Raw genomic sequence first — 16,943 nt, 5'->3', positions numbered from 1 at the left:
AGCTTGGTTGAACCGCAAAATACCAATCACATATCCATTCGGGGAAACGACTAGACACCGGTTCCCCACCCGAATTGCTTGACGACCATAGAGCGTTGGAACCACCTGATCCCTTTCCGAACTCAGAAGTGAAACGATGCATCGCCGATGGTAGTGTGGGGTTTCCCCATGTGAGAGTAGGTCATCGTCAAGCACCTATACCCAGAACCCCCAGGCCTAACCGCCCGGGGGTTTTGCTTTTGCAGCAGAAATAAAAGAGATAGGCTGCTTTTCCTGCGTGGCCTACAAGAGCTGCTTATTTGCTTGCGCCTGTCTGCTTACTGAGGCTAGGCCTCTTCTTTTCAGGAAAAAGCTCTTTCCCGATAAACAGTCACGAACTCCCTCTCGCTTGCTCACTCAACTAGATACAAGCATTGAGTGAGGTGGATTTATGTTTGCTGCTATTGGTTCTGGTTTTGTTATTGGGGAAGTTCCTGGCTTTGCCTTTCAAGTCAAAGGTGATGCTAAGGAGACAATTGCTGAGCAATTAGCCGCTTGGCTAAATGGCCTTATCACTTCTCACGTAAAACTTTTTGAAAAGCCAGCTTCTCAGGATTCGTTATTGACTTTGAAAAAGATGATTGAACGAGAGTTCGAAAGCAGTACGGAAGTAGTGCCCTTGTTGATCAGCTCGATATAGCGAAGAGATAAATAAAACCGACCTTAATAGGTCGGTTTTTATTAGCCGCTCAGGCGTGGAAGGAGCGAGCCTTATGAGATAGGTTTAAAAGATGCTGCGGAGGTTCCGAGCCAGTGGGGTTTACTGTAACCGGCTTGTCTGTTTCAGAGTGCGAATGTCTATGATGCCGTGGAGATCGGCTTATTCTAAGCATTGCCCATAACATCGTACCGGCTAATGCGAGCCATCCGATAATCAATAATACTATATAGGCTGCTGGGCTCATGGCGTCACCATACTGCTCAAGCGTATTGATATCCCTTAAAGGGGCTATACCTATACAGACTCGCTAAAGCAAGAGATGTTTAGAGCTTCTACAAGAATTCGACGAGTAGTCGCCTGAGGCGAGTAGCTAACTAGCAATCATAGCTAGTTAGCTACCAAGCTAAGATCTTACCCAATAAACTGGTTGGACAACCAGAAAAGGGCAGCTGAAAGCAGCATCGAGGCGGGTAGAGTTAGTACCCAAGCTAATAGAATATTACGTACCGTACCGCCCTGCAGACCGCTGCGGTTGGCGATCATTGTGCCTGCTACACCAGAAGATAGAACGTGTGTAGTGGATACGGGCAGACTATAAATGTTCGCGGCGCCGATGGCGATTACGGCAGTAAACTGCGCGCTGACACCTTGTGCATAAGTCATTCCTTGCCGGCCTATCTTTTCACCTACTGTCAGTACCACTCGCTTCCAACCGACCATGGTTCCGATCCCTAGAGCCAATGCTACTGCGATGATCACCCAGTACGGAGCATATTCTGTTGTGCTGGTAAGGTCTTTACGCAGCCTGTTCAGGTCTTCAACATCGCGGCCTTCCAGAACGGGAAGCTTGCTAATTTTCTTTGCGGAATCGTCCAGGCAAAGCAAATAGCGGCGTACTTGGGTCCGCTGATCCACGGTCATGGCGCGATAGTCGGTCACACCATTCAGATTGCTTAACAACGCATTAAGTGTAGGGATTGTAAGCCTAGTTTCACAGCTGAACTCTTCAGGAAGATCCCGATTGCCAGTTGTGTAATCCAAGTACTCCTTCAGAACACTCGATTGACGCTCGTAGAACTGACCCAAGTGAATAGCCGCATCACGGGTGCGTTCAATCTGATAGGTGGTGCTAGTCAGATCCAAGACGAACTTACCTGGCACGATGCCTATGAGTACCAGCATGATGAGGCCAATCCCTTTTTGGCCGTCATTGGAGCCGTGCACGAAGCTCATACCCATGGCCGAGATGACTAGCATCAAACGGTTCCAGAAAGGTGGATGCTTTTTTGAGTCTATTTCGCGGCGTTGCTCAGGTGTCTTATGCATTTTGGAACGGGGGCGCCAGCGCTTTAGACCTATAAGAATAGCGCCTGCCAGTACAAAACCCGCTATTGGAGAGGCAATAAGCGAAAGGCCGATATCAATTACTTTCTGCCAGTTAACGCCCTCGCTTAAGGGGATACCTGTGATAAGGGAGTTAGTAAGGCCAACACCCAAAATTGAGCCAATCAGAGTGTGAGAGCTAGAGGCTGGTATACCGAAATACCAAGTGCCTAGGTTCCAGGTAATGGCAGCAGCCAAAAGCGAAAAGACCATGGCGAGGCCATGGCCTGTATTCACATTAATGAGTAGATCGACTGGCAAGAGGTGAACAATGGCATAGGCAACACCAACACCACCAAACAGAACGCCTAAGAAATTGAATATACCTGAGAACATAACCGCTAAATGAGGCGGCATTGCCTTGGTGTAAATGACGGTTGCGACAGCATTTGCGGTGTCATGAAAACCGTTAATGAATTCAAATGTCAGCACGAAAGCCAAGGCAAGAACCAGACTAATGCCTACCCAGACATCTAGCCCGCTGAAAAGATCGAACATATCGTTTCATCGACAGTTGAAAGGCAGCAATTATGTCAGAAAGCAGCCAGACAACTGACCCTTTGTGTAATAAATGGGTAATATTCAGTCGCCGCGGTATTCGCAGCCGCTTGTGCAGGTCTCGTGAACACGGACCCGAGAGAGTTCGGGTAACTGTGGTTTCAGTTCACGCCAAATCCAGATTGCCAGATTTTCACTGGTCGGGTTCTCTAAACCCTGAATATCGTTCAGATAGTAGTGATCGAGTCTCTCATAGATGGGCTTGAAGATCGCTTTGATATCAGCAAAATCCCGTAGCCAGCCTGTGTGGGGATCAACCGGCCCTTCAAGATAGATGGCTACTTTGAAGGAGTGCCCATGTAGGCGCCCACACTTATGTCCTTCTGGAACATTAGGTAGGAAATGGGCTGCTTCGAAGGTGAATTCTTTAAAAATTTCCACGTGATCAGCTCGAACTACCGCGACATGCGGTTCTGATAGGCGCGGAGTTTAACAGTTTCGTCATAATTTTTTCGACTTCTCATGTTTTATATCCCACTTCGCCGACTGACTGCGCTTATCGGTAAGGTGTACCTGAAGATCACATGGTTCATGTTAGACGAATACGAGCGGGCTGTAGAGGCGTGAATAGAGGGAGAAGCAACCTGTGAAGATGCTCTTGGTTGAAGCAAAAGCGGTTTCTAATCAAGCATTTTTTTTGATTAACAATTATGGGCATTCGGTGCTCGCTGAAAGTCGTTGCGCTGTGATAGCAAGCAAGGCAGGCTCGCGGCTTTAATCATGTATGAGGGATCCCGTGGCAAAGAACGTATCAACGGAGTCGCCAACCAAGCTCACTTTTTGGGTGCTTATTGGAATTGCTGCAGTGCTGGTAATGCTCGCTGTACTTGGTAATCAGCTCGGATGGGAGCTGATACATATTGGTTATGACTCAATGTCGCTACCCAATGGACTGGAGGCGGGTACACGTGGGTATGTTGTCAATGGCCTGACATCGTTATTGTTCGCCTTGGCACTTACAACTGCAGTCACTGCTGCTTTCATAAAGGCGGGAGGGCGTTATCGCGCACGACTGCCTGTACCCGTTACAGCGCTGATCATGTGGCTGCTTTTTAACGTATTGCTGGTGATTTTTTACCCATCCGCGCTTGAAGTGCAGGTCAGACATTACAGCGGTCCAGCCTTTATTGACTTCTTTTCCTTGAGGGACCGCAAGGGAAGTTTTCAAGGCAGCGCTGACAAAAGCCAAATGCTTACGTACTACCAGGACTGTGCCGCCCGTAGCGAGCAATGCCCTGTTTATGAGTGTGTGACTGAAAAGCAATGGTGGTTTGGTGGTTTTCAGAAGATTCAGGGTTTCTATCCTGGCTTGGATATTGAAAACCAAAAAAAGCTGCTTGACCAATATTGCCAAACAGCTCTTTTGAAATAGCCTCAGCTTTCTCCTACGAATCCGCCCGTCTGGTGATGCCATAGACGGGCATATAACCCTCCTTGAGCAATCAATTCTTCATGGGAGCCAATTTCAACGATCTGGCCTTTATCCATCACAACAAGTCGGTCCATACGTGCGATGGTAGAGAGACGGTGAGCGATGGCTATCACAGTCTTGCCTTTCATAAGCGTTTCGAGACTTTCCTGAATGGCAGCCTCGACCTCTGAGTCCAGTGCTGATGTTGCCTCATCCAGCAGAAGAATAGGCGCGTCCTTGAGTAGGGTGCGTGCAATCGCAATACGCTGGCGTTGCCCGCCGGACAACTTGACCCCGCGCTCGCCTACTTGCGCATCGAGCCCGGTTCGTCCTTGCGCATCAGTCAGTAATGGAATGAATTCATCTGCTCTAGCCTTATGTACGGCTGCTTGAATTTCTTCGTCTGTTGCATTGGGTCGGCCATACGTCAGGTTCTCGCGAATCGAGCGATGCAGTAGTGATGTGTCTTGAGTTACAACACCTATGTTGCTGCGAAGGCTTTCCTGAGTGACGTGAGCAATATCCTGGCCATCAATCAAGATTTGCCCTTTTTCCAAGTCATACAGGCGAAGCAGGACGTTAACCAGCGTGGATTTCCCTGCGCCAGAGGGTCCGACAAGGCCTATTTTCTCTCCGGGCTTTACGTCCAGATTAAGGTTTTCGATAACGCCACGGGTTTTGCCATAGTGAAAGGCAATCTCTTGAAAGCGGATTCCGCCTCGCTCAATCTCAAGTGGTTTGGCACTGCTTTGATCAATGACGGTGCGGGGGCGGGAAATAGTTTCCAGGCCATCCTGAACCATACCAATGTTTTCGAAGATGCCATTGACTACCCACATGATCCAGCCGGACATGTTGTTGATACGGATGACAAGTCCTGTAGAAAGAGCGATCGCTCCGATTGAGATAAGACCTTTATGCCAAAGCCACAGGGCAAGTCCCGTCGTTCCGGCGATCAGGAAGCCGTTCAACAGGGAAATAGTGACACCCATAGCGGTAATCAGACGTGACGCATAGCGAGCTTGTTCTGTTTGTTCTGCCATGGCTTCATGAGCGTAGTCTTCCTCTTGCCGAGTATGAGCAAAGAGTTTGAGCGTCATGATGTTTGTGTAGCCATCAACAATCCGTCCGGACAGTTTTGAGCGTGCTTCGGACGAGATGACGGATCGCTCCTTGGTCTTGGGTACGAAGTACCAGAGGGTAAGGATGTACGCGATGATCCAAATAATCAGGGGAACCATAAGCCAGACGTCAGCCTGGGCAAAAAGAACCAGGGCGCTGCCGGCATAGATAAGTACATGCCAGATGGCATCCACTACCTGGACAGCGGAGTCCCGTAGCGATGCTCCGGTTTGCATAATACGGTTGGCAATACGACCTGCAAAATCGTTATGGAAGAAGCTGAGGCTCTGCTTCAAGACATAGCGATGATTTTGCCAACGAATCAGTGTAGTCAGGCTAGGAGTAATGGTTTGATGGACCAGCAGGTCATGCAGGCTGATAAAAAGTGGACGCAACAAGAGTGTAACGACTGCCATCCAGACTAGTTCATGGCCATGCTCCTGAAAGAAAACCGTGCTGTTAGCAGAACTCTGTGCCAAGTCGACGATTCGACCCAGGAAGCTGAAGAGTGCGACCTCGATAAGGGAACCTACCAGGCCCACTACCAATAGAAAGAGAAAAGCAGGCCAGGCCTGTTTAAGGTAGTGGATGTAGAACCGCATCACGTTGCTGGGAGGTGTTTCGTCGGAGGCAGGCTTGAAGGGATCAATAATAGTTTCAAACAGGCGAAAAACCATATGCGCTCTCGTTGCCGTTCAGTGTATGCGGCAGGAAGCCGCGCTGTCTTAAGCCTGATCCTCAGAGGCGTGTGACTGCCTGTCAGCAGAATAAGCAGTCACACTTTAATCGGAAGCAGGCTTATGATTTTTTGGCCGCGAGGATCAAAATCGGTTCGCGTGGAACGTTCTGGAACATGCCTTTGCTAACAGTCGAGACACCGGCGATCTTATCTACTACGTCCATGCCGCGAGTAACTTTTGCGAAGACGGCATAACCAAAATCCCGCTGGCCATGATCAAGAAAGGCATTGTCTGAGACGTTGATGAAAAACTGGCTGGTTGCCGAATTGACCGCTGCGGTGCGTGCCATGGATACGGTACCGCGTGTGTTTTTAAGCCCATTGTCCGCTTCATTGTGAATAGGGGCTTGTGTGTCTTTTTGCTGCATGTCCTGGGTAAATCCGCCGCCCTGGATCATGAAGCCTGGAATGACGCGATGGAAGATGGTGCCTTTGTAAAAACCTGAATCTACGTAAGAAAGAAAATTCTGTACGCTGACAGGCGCTTTTTGTGCATCCAGTTCCAGTTCAATTTCGCCCTGGTTGGTGGTCAGCACGACATGAGGATTTTCGGCAGCCCAGGCAGAAGAAGCCAGCACAAGCGTGGCGGCAGTAAAGAAAGCTTTGAGCATAAGCGCTCCTTTTGGGGTTAGGGTTGGTTATGTATGAGCGTAGCGCGGTTTGCATGGCACTTATCAAGACTGGCCATGCCCTGTACCTTGTTTCTTGATCAATTCAACCAGTATCTGAGAGGCAGGACCGAGCGGGCGCTCTCGACTCTGATACATATAAAAAGGATGGAAGCGGTTACCTCCTTGGCTCAGCGAAAGAGGTTTTAGCGTACCTTCATTGATTTCGCGCTCGATAGAATGACGAGGTAGCCAGGCGAACCCCAGCCCATTGCGGACAAAGGTGGCGGCTGTAGCAAGGCTCCCAACGGTCCAGCGCTGTTCCGCGCCCAGCCAGCCAGCGTCTCGTGGTTGGGTGCGACCGGAATCTCGTATGACAATCTGCATCTGAGCCTCAAGGTCCTGAAACGTCAGCTCACGCTGCAGTCGATGCAGATGATGATCTGGATGGGCGACTGCGACGAATTCGACTGTACCCAAGCCTGCGCCTAGGTGAGCCGCAATATTCAGACCGCTGATAGCAAGATCGGCCATGCCTTCAAGTAAGGCTTCTTCTACACCAGACAGTACCTCTTCCCTCAGGCGAACCCGGCATCCACGGCTTTGTGGCATGAATTCGGTCAGTGCGCTGACCAAACGGGAAGTAGGGTAGGCTGCATCGACTACCAGGCGTACCTCTGCTTCCCAGCCTTGCTCCATATGGTGGGCAAGCTCTTCCAGCTGGCTGGCCTGTTTAACCAGTTGGCGTGAGCGCCTTAGCAAGACGTCTCCGGCTTCTGTCAGTACCGCCTTGCGCCCCTCGATACGTAGCAGCGGAACGCCCAGCTGCTCCTGCATGCGCGCAACGGTATAACTGATGGATGACTGAGAGCGATGTAGCACCTCGGCAGCTTGTGCGAAACCGCCGTGGTCAACCACTGACTGTAAGGTGCGCCATTGGTCTAGCGTAACTCGAGGAGCCTTCATACCTATTCCTTAGCGAATCGGGCAGCGTAAACGCCATGATAAGTCATTGTTATATCAATAAAGTTGATTGGTATTAGCTATAAATTCCGTTTTTATATCAACTTAATTGTTATTAAGCTGTGCTCATTCTCCCATTACAAAGGACGCCAGCATAATGTCTCAGGTTCTCGTGATTGAAAGCAGTGCTCGTAAAGAAGGTTCGATTTCTCGTCAGATTACCGCTGAGTTCATCGAAGCGTGGCAGCATAAACATCCAGAAGGCAAAATCTCGGTACGGGATGTTGCCGTTGATGTTATTCCTCACCTGGATGAAAACCTTCTGGCAGGTTGGATGACCCCAGCCGAGACACATTCCGAGGCACAAAAAGCAGCTCTTGCACGTTCGAACGAGCTGACCCAAGAGCTGTTGGCAGCCGATGTTCTCGTACTGGCCGCACCCATGTACAACTTTGCTATCCCTAGTACCCTGAAGGCCTGGCTGGATCATGTACTACGTGCAGGTGTGACGTTCAAGTACACTGAGCAGGGGCCCCAAGGGCTTCTTGAAGGCAAGCGCGCATATATTCTGACGGCGCGCGGTGGTGTTTACACCGGAAGTCCTGCAAATACCTTTGATCATCAGGAGCCTTACCTGCGGCAGGTGCTGGGCTTCATTGGCATTACTGATGTGACGTTTATCCATGTAGAGGGCGTTGCGATGGGGCCAGAAGCAATGGCCAAGGGACTGGAACTGGCGAAGGCTCAATTGGCCGAAGCACTCTAAGTTCAGGCGTTTACCTTTGGATTGAGCCTCCTTCGGGAGGCTTTTTTTCGTCTGGGCATTGGTTATTCCTGGGGTCTCGTGGATTCGGTATCAAGAGGTGAAGACTTTTCTGATGCTAAAAAGCGCGGTACTGTCGCGCACCTTTTGCTGAGTGGTCGTTATGCCGTATCTGTTGTCTGTCACTGTACTTTGGGCGTTTTCCTTCAGCTTGATAGGGGAATACCTGGCCGGTAAGGTCGACAGTGATTTTGCTGTATTGATCAGAGTATTGCTGGCCGCCGCTGTGTTTCTGCCGTTTACTCAGTGGCGAGGTGTTGCGCCGCGCTTCATTGCAGGCTTGATGGTGGCGGGTGCCTTTCAATTCGGCATTACATACCTGTGCCTATACCGAAGCTTTGCAGTTCTGACGGTACCGGAAGTACTCCTTTTTACCGTACTGACGCCTATTTATGTGACGCTTTTGGATGATGTGGTGTGTCGCCGCTTCAATCCGTGGTCATTGGTCGCCGCTGTGGTGGCGGTTCTAGGGGCCGTCGTGATTCGCTTGGAGCGGTTCGAAGGTGAGTATCTGTCAGGATTTCTGTTGTTGCAGCTGGCCAATCTGACCTTCGCGGCAGGACAGGTATTGTGTAAGTACCTGGTACAGCGTCATCCCTCGGATATCCCGCTGTATCACCGTTTTGGATACTTTTTCCTAGGCGCCTTACTGATTGCGCTGCCGTCATTTCTATTGTTTGGCAACCTGGAGCGTATGCCCCAAACAGCCGTACAGTGGGGCGTACTGATCTGGATGGGACTGTTTGCCACGGCGCTGGGCATGTACTGGTGGACGATCGGCTCAACCCGGGTCAACGGCGGAACACTGGCAATTTTGAACGAACTGCATGTACCTGCCGGTCTAATCGTGAATATCCTTATCTGGAATCGAGATGTGGATCTTGTTCGGTTGCTATTGGGTGGTGGGGTTATCGTGGCCTCTTTGATGATTAATCGTTTGGGACGCAGGGCATTCGCATGACTCTATCTGGCCGGGGTATGGCGCTGTCGGTGCTTTCTTCTGTACTGTTCGCTGTGATGCCGGTGTACTTCAATTATCTGGAGCCATTGGACGGTGTTCAGGTGCTGACGCAACGCATTCTCTGGTCGATTCCCATGGTATTGCTGCTTCTGGTACTGACACGACAGGGCGCCATGCTGCGACAGGCGCTTGCTCGATTGCTTCGTGAGCCTCGGCTGATTTTGGCTCTAATAGGCAGCACCTTACTGGTTGGGTCGCAATGGGGGGTATTTGTCTGGGCAACGATGACAGGGCATACCCTGGATATAACACTGGGCTATTTCCTGTTGCCTCTGGTGATGGTCATAGTCGGCCGCATGTTTTACGGCGAAGAGATGAGACCGTTATATCGGGTCGCTGTAGTCTTCGCCTTGATCGGCGTCATTCATGAGTGGTGGGCTACCGGGGCGTTTTCCTGGGTTACGCTGGTGTCGGCTCTGGGTTATCCACCTTATTTCATGTTGCGGCGCTGGATGAAAATTGATGCGCTGTCCGGCTTTATTCTAGAAATGCTGTGCATGGCGCCTTTGGCTATCGTGCTGCTCTATTTCTTTAGTCCTGCCTCGGCTCTGCAGGTGGCGCCGAGCTTGTGGATCCTTCTACCGGGGCTTGGCTTGTTAAGCGCGGTGGCCTTTGGCGCCATGATGGCTGCAAGCCGACTGTTGCCAATGGGACTGTTTGGTATCCTAAGCTACATCGAGCCGGCCCTGCTTGTGTTTGTCGCGATCCTGCTGCTGGACGAAGCATTTGTCTCTTCCCAACTCTGGACATACGGACCGATCTGGATTGCCGTACTGCTTGTTTGCCTGGACAGTGCCCGTTTGCTTAAGAAGCAGTTGCGTCGAGGGCTGGAAAATGTCTGATAGCTTCAGCGGCCGCCATTAAGCGTTGAAATCCAGCGTCCTATGAGGTCTCGCTCGGACTGGGTCATCTGCGTGACATTGCCTAAAGGCATGGCATTGGAATCTATGGCTTGCTGCTTGATTCGCGGGGCCATTTGCCGGATCTGATCAGGCGTATCCAATAGAACCGCAGCCGATGCCTCACTAAACAAGGGGCTGGTGGGTTGACTGGAATGACAGACCGTACAGCGTTCGTGAATGATGCCTTCTACCTGAGCGAACTCACCTGTAGCGGTAGGTAACCTCTGTTGCGATTGTACAGTGGCGTAAAGGCTGCCTGGATTTTTGATAGGTGAGGGCGTGTTAGTGGATTGTATCAATGGAGACATCTGCTCATTGTCAAACCACAGGAAGAGGCCCAGCACTACCAGGGTTAGCCCTGAGCCAAACAGCATCCATCTGAGTTTTTGCATGTCGCGATCACTGGCTAAAGCTATCAGTATAACCAAGCGGTATGTGGACCTGATGACGGCCAGTCGCGGGTTGTCGATTGGCTGTGCCGCTTTGGTCAACAATTGGAAAGTCTTCGATATCCAAGAGTGCTCGCATAGAGTAATGCAAGACTCCTTGGTGACAACTGATGCCTTGCTCTTCGTTGGTAAGGAAGGTCCTAATAGGGTCAGGACCAGGCGTATCACCCGCAGACGTGACTACGATCAGAAAAGGCTTGTCTGAGCGGGACAAACGGCTGGCTTCCTAGTTTGCTCTGGCTCATCACGCATTGCCTGATTCAATGCCATTTCAAGAGGCTGGTCATGGGGCGATTAACAGCCCATGTACTGCACACTGCGCACGGCTCTCCAAGTGCCGATATCGCTCCGGCGTTGTACTGTGTGGATACCGATCTGGCGCATTGTCGGCATAGGTAAACAGCAATGGAACACAACGTGTACCGGGCAGCAGACAGTCCTTTTAGCAGCGCAACGCGTACAGTAGAGAGCCAAGACATGCCTATTTATATATTTATCCTTTGTAACCTTTCGTAAGGTATTGGAACTTTTTGGGGAACAATTGCGAATATCTTGGGGCCGAAGGGTTGATCCGTGAAAGTTGTGCCTGGAGTAACCCCCATGTCGATCCGTGTATCGCGAAGAAACTTCTTAAAATTAAGCGCGACCGGGGTGGCAACGTCGAGTATGGCAATGTTGGGCTTTGCGCCTGAACCTGCTATGGCGTCCATCCGTTATTTCAAACTTGCTGCAGCCAAGGTAACTCGAAACACCTGCACCTACTGTTCCGTAGGATGCGGCATGCTGATTTATAGCCGAGGCGATAACAGCATCAATACCGTTGAGGATATTTACCACATTGAGGGCGATCCGGATCATCCGGTCAGTCGCGGCTCCCTGTGTCCTCGTGGTGCTGGCGCACTCGACTTCGTCAAGAGTGAATCTCGCCTTTCTCATCCCTCCGTTCGCGAACCGGGTTCCAACGAATGGAAACGCATCAGCTGGAATGAGGCGTTGGACCGCATTGCGCGTCATTTGAAGGATGACCGGGACAAGAATTTTGTGACCCGTGATCAGCATGGTCATCTGGTCAACCACTGGACTACAACAGGCTTTCTCGCAGCGTCTGCTACCTCGAATGAGACGGCTTACCTTACGCAGAAAATCGCACGGAGTCTTGGTGTTGTTGTAATGGATAACCAAGCACGCGTTTGACACGGACCGACGGTGGCAGGTCTTGCCCCAACTTACGGTCGCGGTGCGATGACGAATTCTTGGACTGATATCCGCAATGCCAATCTGATCCTTTCCATGGGCGGCAACTCGGCTGAGGCGCATCCTGTAGGCTTTCGCTGGGTAATCGAGGCAAAGGAAAAGAACAACGCCAAACTCATTTCAATCGATCCGCGCTTCACCCGTACGGGCGCCGTGGCGGATTACCATGCCTCCATTCGGACAGGCACTGACATCGTGTGGTTGGGTGGTCTGATCAACTATTTGTTGACCACTGACAAGATCAACCATGAGTACGTCAAGGCCTATACAGACGTCGCAATCATCGTAAAAGAGGATTTCGACTTTCATGATGGCTTGTTCTCCGGCTATAAGCAGGACGATATCCGTGCTTATGACAAGTCGAGCTGGAGTTACGAGTTCGATGAAAAGGGTATGGTGAAGGAAGACCCAACCCTACAGCATCCCCGCTGCGTTTATCAGCTGATGCGTAAGCACTACAGCCGCTACACCATCGAGAAGGTTGAAAGCGTCTGCGGTATGCCACGTGATCAAGTCCAGAAAGTCTGGGACATGATTGCCGAGACGGCTGCCGAAGACAAAACCATGACCATTCTCTACGCGCTGGGTTGGACACAGCATTCTGTTGGCGCGCAGATGATTCGTGCCGGCAGTATGGTGCAGTTACTCCTGGGTAACATCGGCATGCTGGGTGGTGGGGTTAATGCCTTGCGTGGGCACTCCAACATTCAGGGCCTGACCGATTTGGGTCTGCTCTCAAACCAGCTTCCTGGCTATATCCGTCTGCCTTCTCATGAAGAGCAGGATTTTGACGGTTATATCGAGCGGCGTGCCAAGCAGCCGTTACGTCCAGGGCAGGTGTCTTATTGGAAATACTTCAAGCGCTTCCATGTCAGCCTTATGAAGTCATGGTATGGCGATGCAGCCACGGCAGAAAACAACTGGTGTTATGACTGGCTGCCCAAGCTCACAGAACCGTTGTATGACGTTATGCATACCCTTGAGCGTATGCACAATGGCGAGATAACAGGCTACCTGGCGCAAGGCTTCAACTTCCTGGCTTCGTTCCCGAACAAGAACAAGAACGTGGAAGCACTCTCCAAGCTCAAGTTCCTAGTAGTCATGGATCCTCTGGATATCGAGACGACCGAGTTCTGGAAAAACCATGGCGAGTACAATGATGTAGACTCGTCAAAGATTCAGACTGAAGTCTTCCGTCTACCCACGACCTGTTTCGCCGAAGAAAATGGCTCCATCGTCAACAGCTGTCGTTGGTTGCAGTGGCACTGGCGTGCGGCACCACCACCTGGTGAATCACGTCCGGATGTGGCCATCATGGCAGGTATTTTCCATCGCCTGCAGCAGATGTACCGTGACGAAGGTGGAGCGTTTCCTGATCCAATCCTTAATCTGACCTGGCCCTATAGCAATCCCGAGGAGCCTAATCCAGAGGATATTGCTCAGGAGTACAACGGTCGCGCGTTGGCTGATCTGCCGAGCGCTGATGGCAAGACTATTACCCATAAGAAGGGCGATCTGCTGGATGACTTTGGTTATCTGACGGATGATGGTCGTACAGCCTGTGGCTGCTGGATTTACTCTGGCTGCTGGACTCGTGCCGGCAATATGATGGATAGACGCGATAACGCTGATCCTTACAATGTCGGTATTACGTTGGGATGGGCCTGGTCGTGGCCTCTCAATCGACGCATTTTGTATAACCGTGCAAGCGCGCGTCCTGATGGGACCTCTTGGGCACCTGAAAAGCGATTGATCTGGTGGAATGGTGAGCGATGGGCAGGACCGGATATTCCGGACTTCCCGTGGACATCGCCGCCGGAGGCTGGTGCCAGTCCGTTCATTCTCAACCAGGAAGGCGTTGCGCATTTCTTTGGTGGCAGCATGATGGCGGAGGGGCCGTTCCCTGAGCATTATGAGCCTTTCGAGTCGCCGCTCGATTACAACCCGATGCATCCTGATAACCCTGCAGCCAAGAACAACCCTGCTGCCCGTATCTTTGTAAAAGATCGTGAGCAATTGGGCACCAGCAAGGACTTCCCTTACGCCGCGACAACTTACCGGATTACTGAGCATTTCCACTTCTGGACGACTCATGCACGACTCAATGCCATCGCGCAGCCGGAGAAGTTTGTGGAGATTGGCGAAGATCTGGCAGGTGAACTCGGTATCAAGGCTGGTGATACGGTAAAGGTTACGTCAAAACGTGGCTTCATCCGTGCCATTGCGGTGGTTACCAAGCGTATCCATAAGCTTCAAGTGGAGGGACGCACGGTGCACCAGATCGGTATTCCTATTCACTGGGGCTTCAAAGGCGTGGCCAGGAAAGGTTTCCTGACCAATACCCTGACTCCAGTGGTGGGCGATGCCAACACGCAGACGCCTGAGTTCAAGTCGTTCCTAGTGAACGTCGAGAAGGTATGAGGACGCGATAATCATGAGAGGCGATCAAGTCAACTTTCAAAACATCGTCGCCCGGTCCGCGACCACCGAAGCCTCGCCGCACACACGTGACGGTGGGGTGGAGAAGGTCGCCAAGCTGATCGACGTTTCCCGGTGCATCGGGTGTAAGGCTTGTCAGGTAGCGTGTTCGGAGTGGAACGATCTGCGTGATGAGATCGGTCATTGCGATGGTAGCTACAATAATCCGGCAGACCTTAGCCCTACTACCTTCCAGGTCATGCGATTCAATGAGTATGTGAACGAGCAGGGCAATCTGGAGTGGTTGATCCGTAAGGACAACTGCATGCACTGTGCAGAGCCTGGTTGCATGAAGGCCTGTCCGGCACCCGGGGCGATTGTGCAATACGCCAACGGCATCGTGGACTTCAACTCCGAGCATTGCATCGGTTGTGGTTACTGCGTATCAGGCTGCCCATTCAATATTCCGCGTATCTCCAAGAAGGATCAAAAGGCCTATAAATGCACATTGTGCTCGGACCGTGTCTATCACGGCCTAGAGCCTGCCTGCGTTAAAACCTGCCCAACTGGCGCGATCATGTTTGGTACCAAGGAGGACATGACCGAGCATGCCTTGATGCGGGTAGGCCAGCTCAATGATCGTGGTTACGCCAATGCTGGTCTGTACGATCCACCGGGTGTGGGCGGTACCCATGTCATGTATGTGTTGCAGCATGCCGACAAACCAGAGCTCTATAGTAATCTGCCGAGCGATCCGCAGATCAGTCCGCTGGTAGGGCTGTGGAAGGGCATTACCAAGCCCATCATGTCCGCGATGATTGGTTTGACTGCCCTGGCAGGCTTTGCGCACTACGTGATGAAGGGCCCCAAGGAGGAGCCGGAAGACACGCCGGATGAGGAGATTCGTCACGAGGCCCTAGAGGAGGATCGCAAATGACCCCTTCAAGCAGCGAGAAAGGCATTCTGCGGTACAGCACGTTTAGCCGTCTGAACCATTGGGTCATCGCGATTACATTCGTATGTCTGGTGCTCAGCGGTCTGGCGTTCTTTCACCCCTTCTTTTTTGACCTGACCGCCCTGTTTGGCGGTCCGACAATGACGCGCATGGTTCACCCCTTTATCGGGGTGATCATGGCACTCTGTTTCGTGGTCATGGCCATACGCTTTTTCAAGGTCAACTTGTTCAAGCGTCATGATATCGAGTGGATGAAGCACATTGGTGATGTACTCAGTAACCGGGACGAACTGGCGCCACCGATCGGCATCAACAATCCCGGTCAGAAGCTGGTGTACTGGCTAATGGTCATGAGTGTGCCGTTGCTGTTGATCTCGGGTATCGTTATCTGGCGGCCTTATTTCGCGGAATATTTTCCGCGTGAATGGTTGCGACTCTCCAGTCTGGTACACGCCTATGTCGCCTTTGTTGCGATCATCACGCTGATCATTCACGTCTACTCGGCGATCTGGGTGAAAGGCTCCTTCCGAGCGATGACGCAGGGACGGGTTAGCCGTGCCTGGGCCAAGCATCATCATCGCCTCTGGTACGATGATATTGTGGAGCAGGAGCGCAAAGAAAAGGAAAGAACCGGCTCGCGTTCGGGTGCGGTCAATGAGCATCATATGCCAACGAAGGGGACGCCGTGACAGCCACTGCCACTCACCAATATGGGACCTCGCCGACGGGGATCATGGATCCGGCTCCCGTTGTACTGCCTAAAAAGCAGGTATTTGCCATGCGGGCGCGACGGCTCAAGGAGCTTTCTGAGAAAGTCGAGCCGCTCAGCGGGTTCTTGCTGTTCATGTCGCAGCTCGTCAAGGCGCAGGACATTGTCTTGAACGAGCATGAAGCCAGTTGGCTACCTGATCCAAGCGCTTTCACGCTGGCGCTGGAGCATGGTATGCCGCCGCTTGGAATCAATGCTCTGCGTCGTGACATTGATTGGCAGGCTGAGCTGAACGCATTGCTTGATACGCTTGAGCTCCACGTGGCCGATAAGCAGCGTGAGCTTTTGACTGCACTGCGTCATCTGGACCATGAGACAAGGGAAGCACTAGCGGACGATATTCTGGATGGCCGTCCAGGCCCTGTAGAGCATCGTGCCTTGCTTCCTTTTATCTCGGCAGCATTGCAGATCGCCTGGGTTCGTCTTACGCAGTGTCTATCTTCGCCACCCAGAAGGCCATCCGGTAATGCACGAACGATTTGTCCATGCTGCGGGTCGGCTCCTGTTGCCAGTATCATTCATGCTGATCGAGACCGCAGTGGCGTACGCTACTTGCACTGTGGTCTGTGTTCGACTGAATGGCATCTGGAGCGCAGCAAGTGCAGCGTGTGCGGGGAAGGCCGTACGGTGAAGTACCTGAGCCTCGAAGATGAGCAAGGCAAAGTGCCGGTGGCTGCGCAGGCGGAAACATGTAGCGACTGCAACAGCTATCTCAAGATTGTAACCAAAGAGTTCAATTTGGGAGCGGAACCAATGGCGGATGATCTGGCTAGCCTGATGCTGGATATGAAGCTTGCAGAAGAAGGGCAATTTGATCGAAGCGGATTCAACCCGCTGCTGATCGTAGGTGAATAACTATTTGCCCTTA

General features: G+C 51.7%; 15 protein-coding genes, 1 rRNA gene and 1 pseudogene. 10 read left to right on the top strand and 7 right to left on the bottom strand.

From position 1 onward, the window contains the following. Window positions 1-77: 77 nt before the first annotated feature. Both rrf and JQR90_RS10740 read left to right on the top strand, forming a co-directional pair. Window positions 78-193, top strand: a 5S ribosomal RNA gene (rrf, locus tag JQR90_RS10745). Between the two features lie 237 nt (window positions 194-430). Beyond that, complete coding sequence (locus JQR90_RS10740; RefSeq protein WP_073450714.1) at window positions 431-679, top strand: hypothetical protein; 249 nt, start codon at window positions 431-433, stop codon at window positions 677-679. A gap of 432 nt (window positions 680-1,111) precedes the next feature. On the opposite strand, the gene JQR90_RS10735 is transcribed toward JQR90_RS10740, so the two are convergent. Both JQR90_RS10735 and queD read right to left on the bottom strand, forming a co-directional pair. Next, window positions 1,112-2,581, bottom strand: a complete 1,470-nt coding sequence (locus JQR90_RS10735; protein ID WP_010798474.1) for an inorganic phosphate transporter — start codon at window positions 2,579-2,581, stop codon at window positions 1,112-1,114. 84 nt (window positions 2,582-2,665) lie between these two features. Then, window positions 2,666-3,022: a 6-carboxytetrahydropterin synthase QueD gene (gene queD / locus JQR90_RS10730; RefSeq protein WP_010798473.1), complete on the bottom strand. Its 357-nt coding sequence runs from the start codon at window positions 3,020-3,022 to the stop codon at window positions 2,666-2,668. Window positions 3,023-3,377: 355 nt separating this feature from the next. Between queD and JQR90_RS10725 the strand changes: the two genes are divergently transcribed. Beyond that, window positions 3,378-4,013 carry a hypothetical protein gene (locus JQR90_RS10725; RefSeq protein WP_010798472.1) on the top strand — a complete coding sequence of 212 codons (636 nt, stop codon included), beginning with the start codon at window positions 3,378-3,380 and terminating at the stop codon, window positions 4,011-4,013. 2 nt (window positions 4,014-4,015) lie between these two features. Here the strand turns inward: JQR90_RS10725 and JQR90_RS10720 are convergent, their stop codons facing one another. The 3 genes from JQR90_RS10720 to JQR90_RS10710 all read right to left on the bottom strand — a co-directional run bounded on the left by JQR90_RS10720 (window position 4,016) and on the right by JQR90_RS10710 (window position 7,487). Next, window positions 4,016-5,851 carry an ABC transporter ATP-binding protein gene (locus JQR90_RS10720; RefSeq protein WP_434140003.1) on the bottom strand — a complete coding sequence of 612 codons (1,836 nt, stop codon included), beginning with the start codon at window positions 5,849-5,851 and terminating at the stop codon, window positions 4,016-4,018. 121 nt (window positions 5,852-5,972) lie between these two features. Next, window positions 5,973-6,524 (bottom strand): peptidylprolyl isomerase, encoded by a 552-nt coding sequence (locus tag JQR90_RS10715; protein ID WP_010798470.1) that lies wholly within the window; start codon window positions 6,522-6,524, stop codon window positions 5,973-5,975. Between the two features lie 63 nt (window positions 6,525-6,587). Then, on the bottom strand, window positions 6,588-7,487 hold the full coding sequence (locus JQR90_RS10710; protein WP_010798469.1) for a LysR family transcriptional regulator: 900 nt from the start codon (window positions 7,485-7,487) through the stop codon (window positions 6,588-6,590). 154 nt (window positions 7,488-7,641) lie between these two features. Between JQR90_RS10710 and JQR90_RS10705 the strand changes: the two genes are divergently transcribed. From JQR90_RS10705 to rarD, 3 genes are all read left to right on the top strand, one after another. Further along, a complete protein-coding gene (locus JQR90_RS10705; RefSeq protein WP_010798468.1) occupies window positions 7,642-8,250 on the top strand; it encodes an FMN-dependent NADH-azoreductase in 609 nt (202 codons plus the stop codon). Between the two features lie 160 nt (window positions 8,251-8,410). Then, a complete protein-coding gene (locus JQR90_RS10700) occupies window positions 8,411-9,268 on the top strand; it encodes a carboxylate/amino acid/amine transporter (RefSeq protein ID WP_010798467.1) in 858 nt (285 codons plus the stop codon). Beyond that, complete coding sequence (gene rarD, locus JQR90_RS10695) at window positions 9,265-10,170, top strand: EamA family transporter RarD (RefSeq protein ID WP_010798466.1); 906 nt, start codon at window positions 9,265-9,267, stop codon at window positions 10,168-10,170. Before JQR90_RS10700 ends, rarD begins: the two co-directional genes overlap by 4 nt. A gap of 5 nt (window positions 10,171-10,175) precedes the next feature. Here the strand turns inward: rarD and JQR90_RS10690 are convergent. After that, window positions 10,176-10,415 (bottom strand): annotated as a pseudogene (locus JQR90_RS10690) (urate hydroxylase PuuD); the annotation flags it as partial. 214 nt (window positions 10,416-10,629) lie between these two features. Further along, a complete protein-coding gene (locus tag JQR90_RS10685; protein ID WP_073450716.1) occupies window positions 10,630-10,893 on the bottom strand; it encodes an ureidoglycolate lyase in 264 nt (87 codons plus the stop codon). A 392-nt stretch (window positions 10,894-11,285) separates the two neighbouring features. Between JQR90_RS10685 and fdnG the strand changes: the two genes are divergently transcribed. From fdnG to fdhE, 4 genes are read left to right on the top strand one after another with little or no spacing between them, the layout of a single operon-like run. Next, window positions 11,286-14,354 carry a formate dehydrogenase-N subunit alpha gene (gene fdnG / locus JQR90_RS10680; RefSeq protein ID WP_139272289.1) on the top strand — a complete coding sequence of 1,023 codons (3,069 nt, stop codon included), beginning with the start codon at window positions 11,286-11,288 and terminating at the stop codon, window positions 14,352-14,354. Window positions 14,355-14,367: 13 nt separating this feature from the next. Next, window positions 14,368-15,288: a formate dehydrogenase subunit beta gene (gene fdxH, locus JQR90_RS10675; RefSeq protein ID WP_010798462.1), complete on the top strand. Its 921-nt coding sequence runs from the start codon at window positions 14,368-14,370 to the stop codon at window positions 15,286-15,288. Further along, window positions 15,285-15,995, top strand: a complete 711-nt coding sequence (locus tag JQR90_RS10670; protein ID WP_010798461.1) for a formate dehydrogenase subunit gamma — start codon at window positions 15,285-15,287, stop codon at window positions 15,993-15,995. Before fdxH ends, JQR90_RS10670 begins: the two co-directional genes overlap by 4 nt. Window positions 15,996-16,039: 44 nt before the next feature. Beyond that, the gene (gene fdhE / locus JQR90_RS10665) at window positions 16,040-16,930 is read left to right on the top strand and encodes a formate dehydrogenase accessory protein FdhE (protein ID WP_037030969.1); all 891 of its coding nucleotides are present in this window, start codon (window positions 16,040-16,042) and stop codon (window positions 16,928-16,930) included. Window positions 16,931-16,943: the final 13 nt, after the last annotated feature.

Origin of the sequence: Pseudomonas sp. JZ114, assembly GCF_051027705.1 — a bacterium.
Taxonomy (GTDB): Bacteria; Pseudomonadota; Gammaproteobacteria; order Pseudomonadales; family Pseudomonadaceae; genus Chryseomonas; species Chryseomonas luteola.
The sequence above is the reverse complement of the archived record's forward strand: the minus strand, read 5'-3'. Positions and strand labels throughout refer to the sequence as shown.

Excerpts from the sequence above, each read along its gene's own strand:
- JQR90_RS10740 (WP_073450714.1), top strand. The coding sequence starts at position 431 with ATGTTTGCTGCTATTGGTTCTGGTTTTGTTATTGGGGAAGTTCCTGGC.
- JQR90_RS10735 (WP_010798474.1), bottom strand. The coding sequence starts at position 2,581 with ATGTTCGATCTTTTCAGCGGGCTAGATGTCTGGGTAGGCATTAGTCTG.
- JQR90_RS10720 (WP_434140003.1), bottom strand. The coding sequence starts at position 5,851 with ATGGTTTTTCGCCTGTTTGAAACTATTATTGATCCCTTCAAGCCTGCC.
- JQR90_RS10715 (WP_010798470.1), bottom strand. The coding sequence starts at position 6,524 with ATGCTCAAAGCTTTCTTTACTGCCGCCACGCTTGTGCTGGCTTCTTCT.
- JQR90_RS10710 (WP_010798469.1), bottom strand. The coding sequence starts at position 7,487 with ATGAAGGCTCCTCGAGTTACGCTAGACCAATGGCGCACCTTACAGTCA.
- JQR90_RS10705 (WP_010798468.1), top strand. The coding sequence starts at position 7,642 with ATGTCTCAGGTTCTCGTGATTGAAAGCAGTGCTCGTAAAGAAGGTTCG.
- JQR90_RS10700 (WP_010798467.1), top strand. The coding sequence starts at position 8,411 with ATGCCGTATCTGTTGTCTGTCACTGTACTTTGGGCGTTTTCCTTCAGC.
- rarD (WP_010798466.1), top strand. The coding sequence starts at position 9,265 with ATGACTCTATCTGGCCGGGGTATGGCGCTGTCGGTGCTTTCTTCTGTA.
- fdxH (WP_010798462.1), top strand. The coding sequence starts at position 14,368 with ATGAGAGGCGATCAAGTCAACTTTCAAAACATCGTCGCCCGGTCCGCG.
- JQR90_RS10670 (WP_010798461.1), top strand. The coding sequence starts at position 15,285 with ATGACCCCTTCAAGCAGCGAGAAAGGCATTCTGCGGTACAGCACGTTT.
- fdhE (WP_037030969.1), top strand. The coding sequence starts at position 16,040 with ATGGATCCGGCTCCCGTTGTACTGCCTAAAAAGCAGGTATTTGCCATG.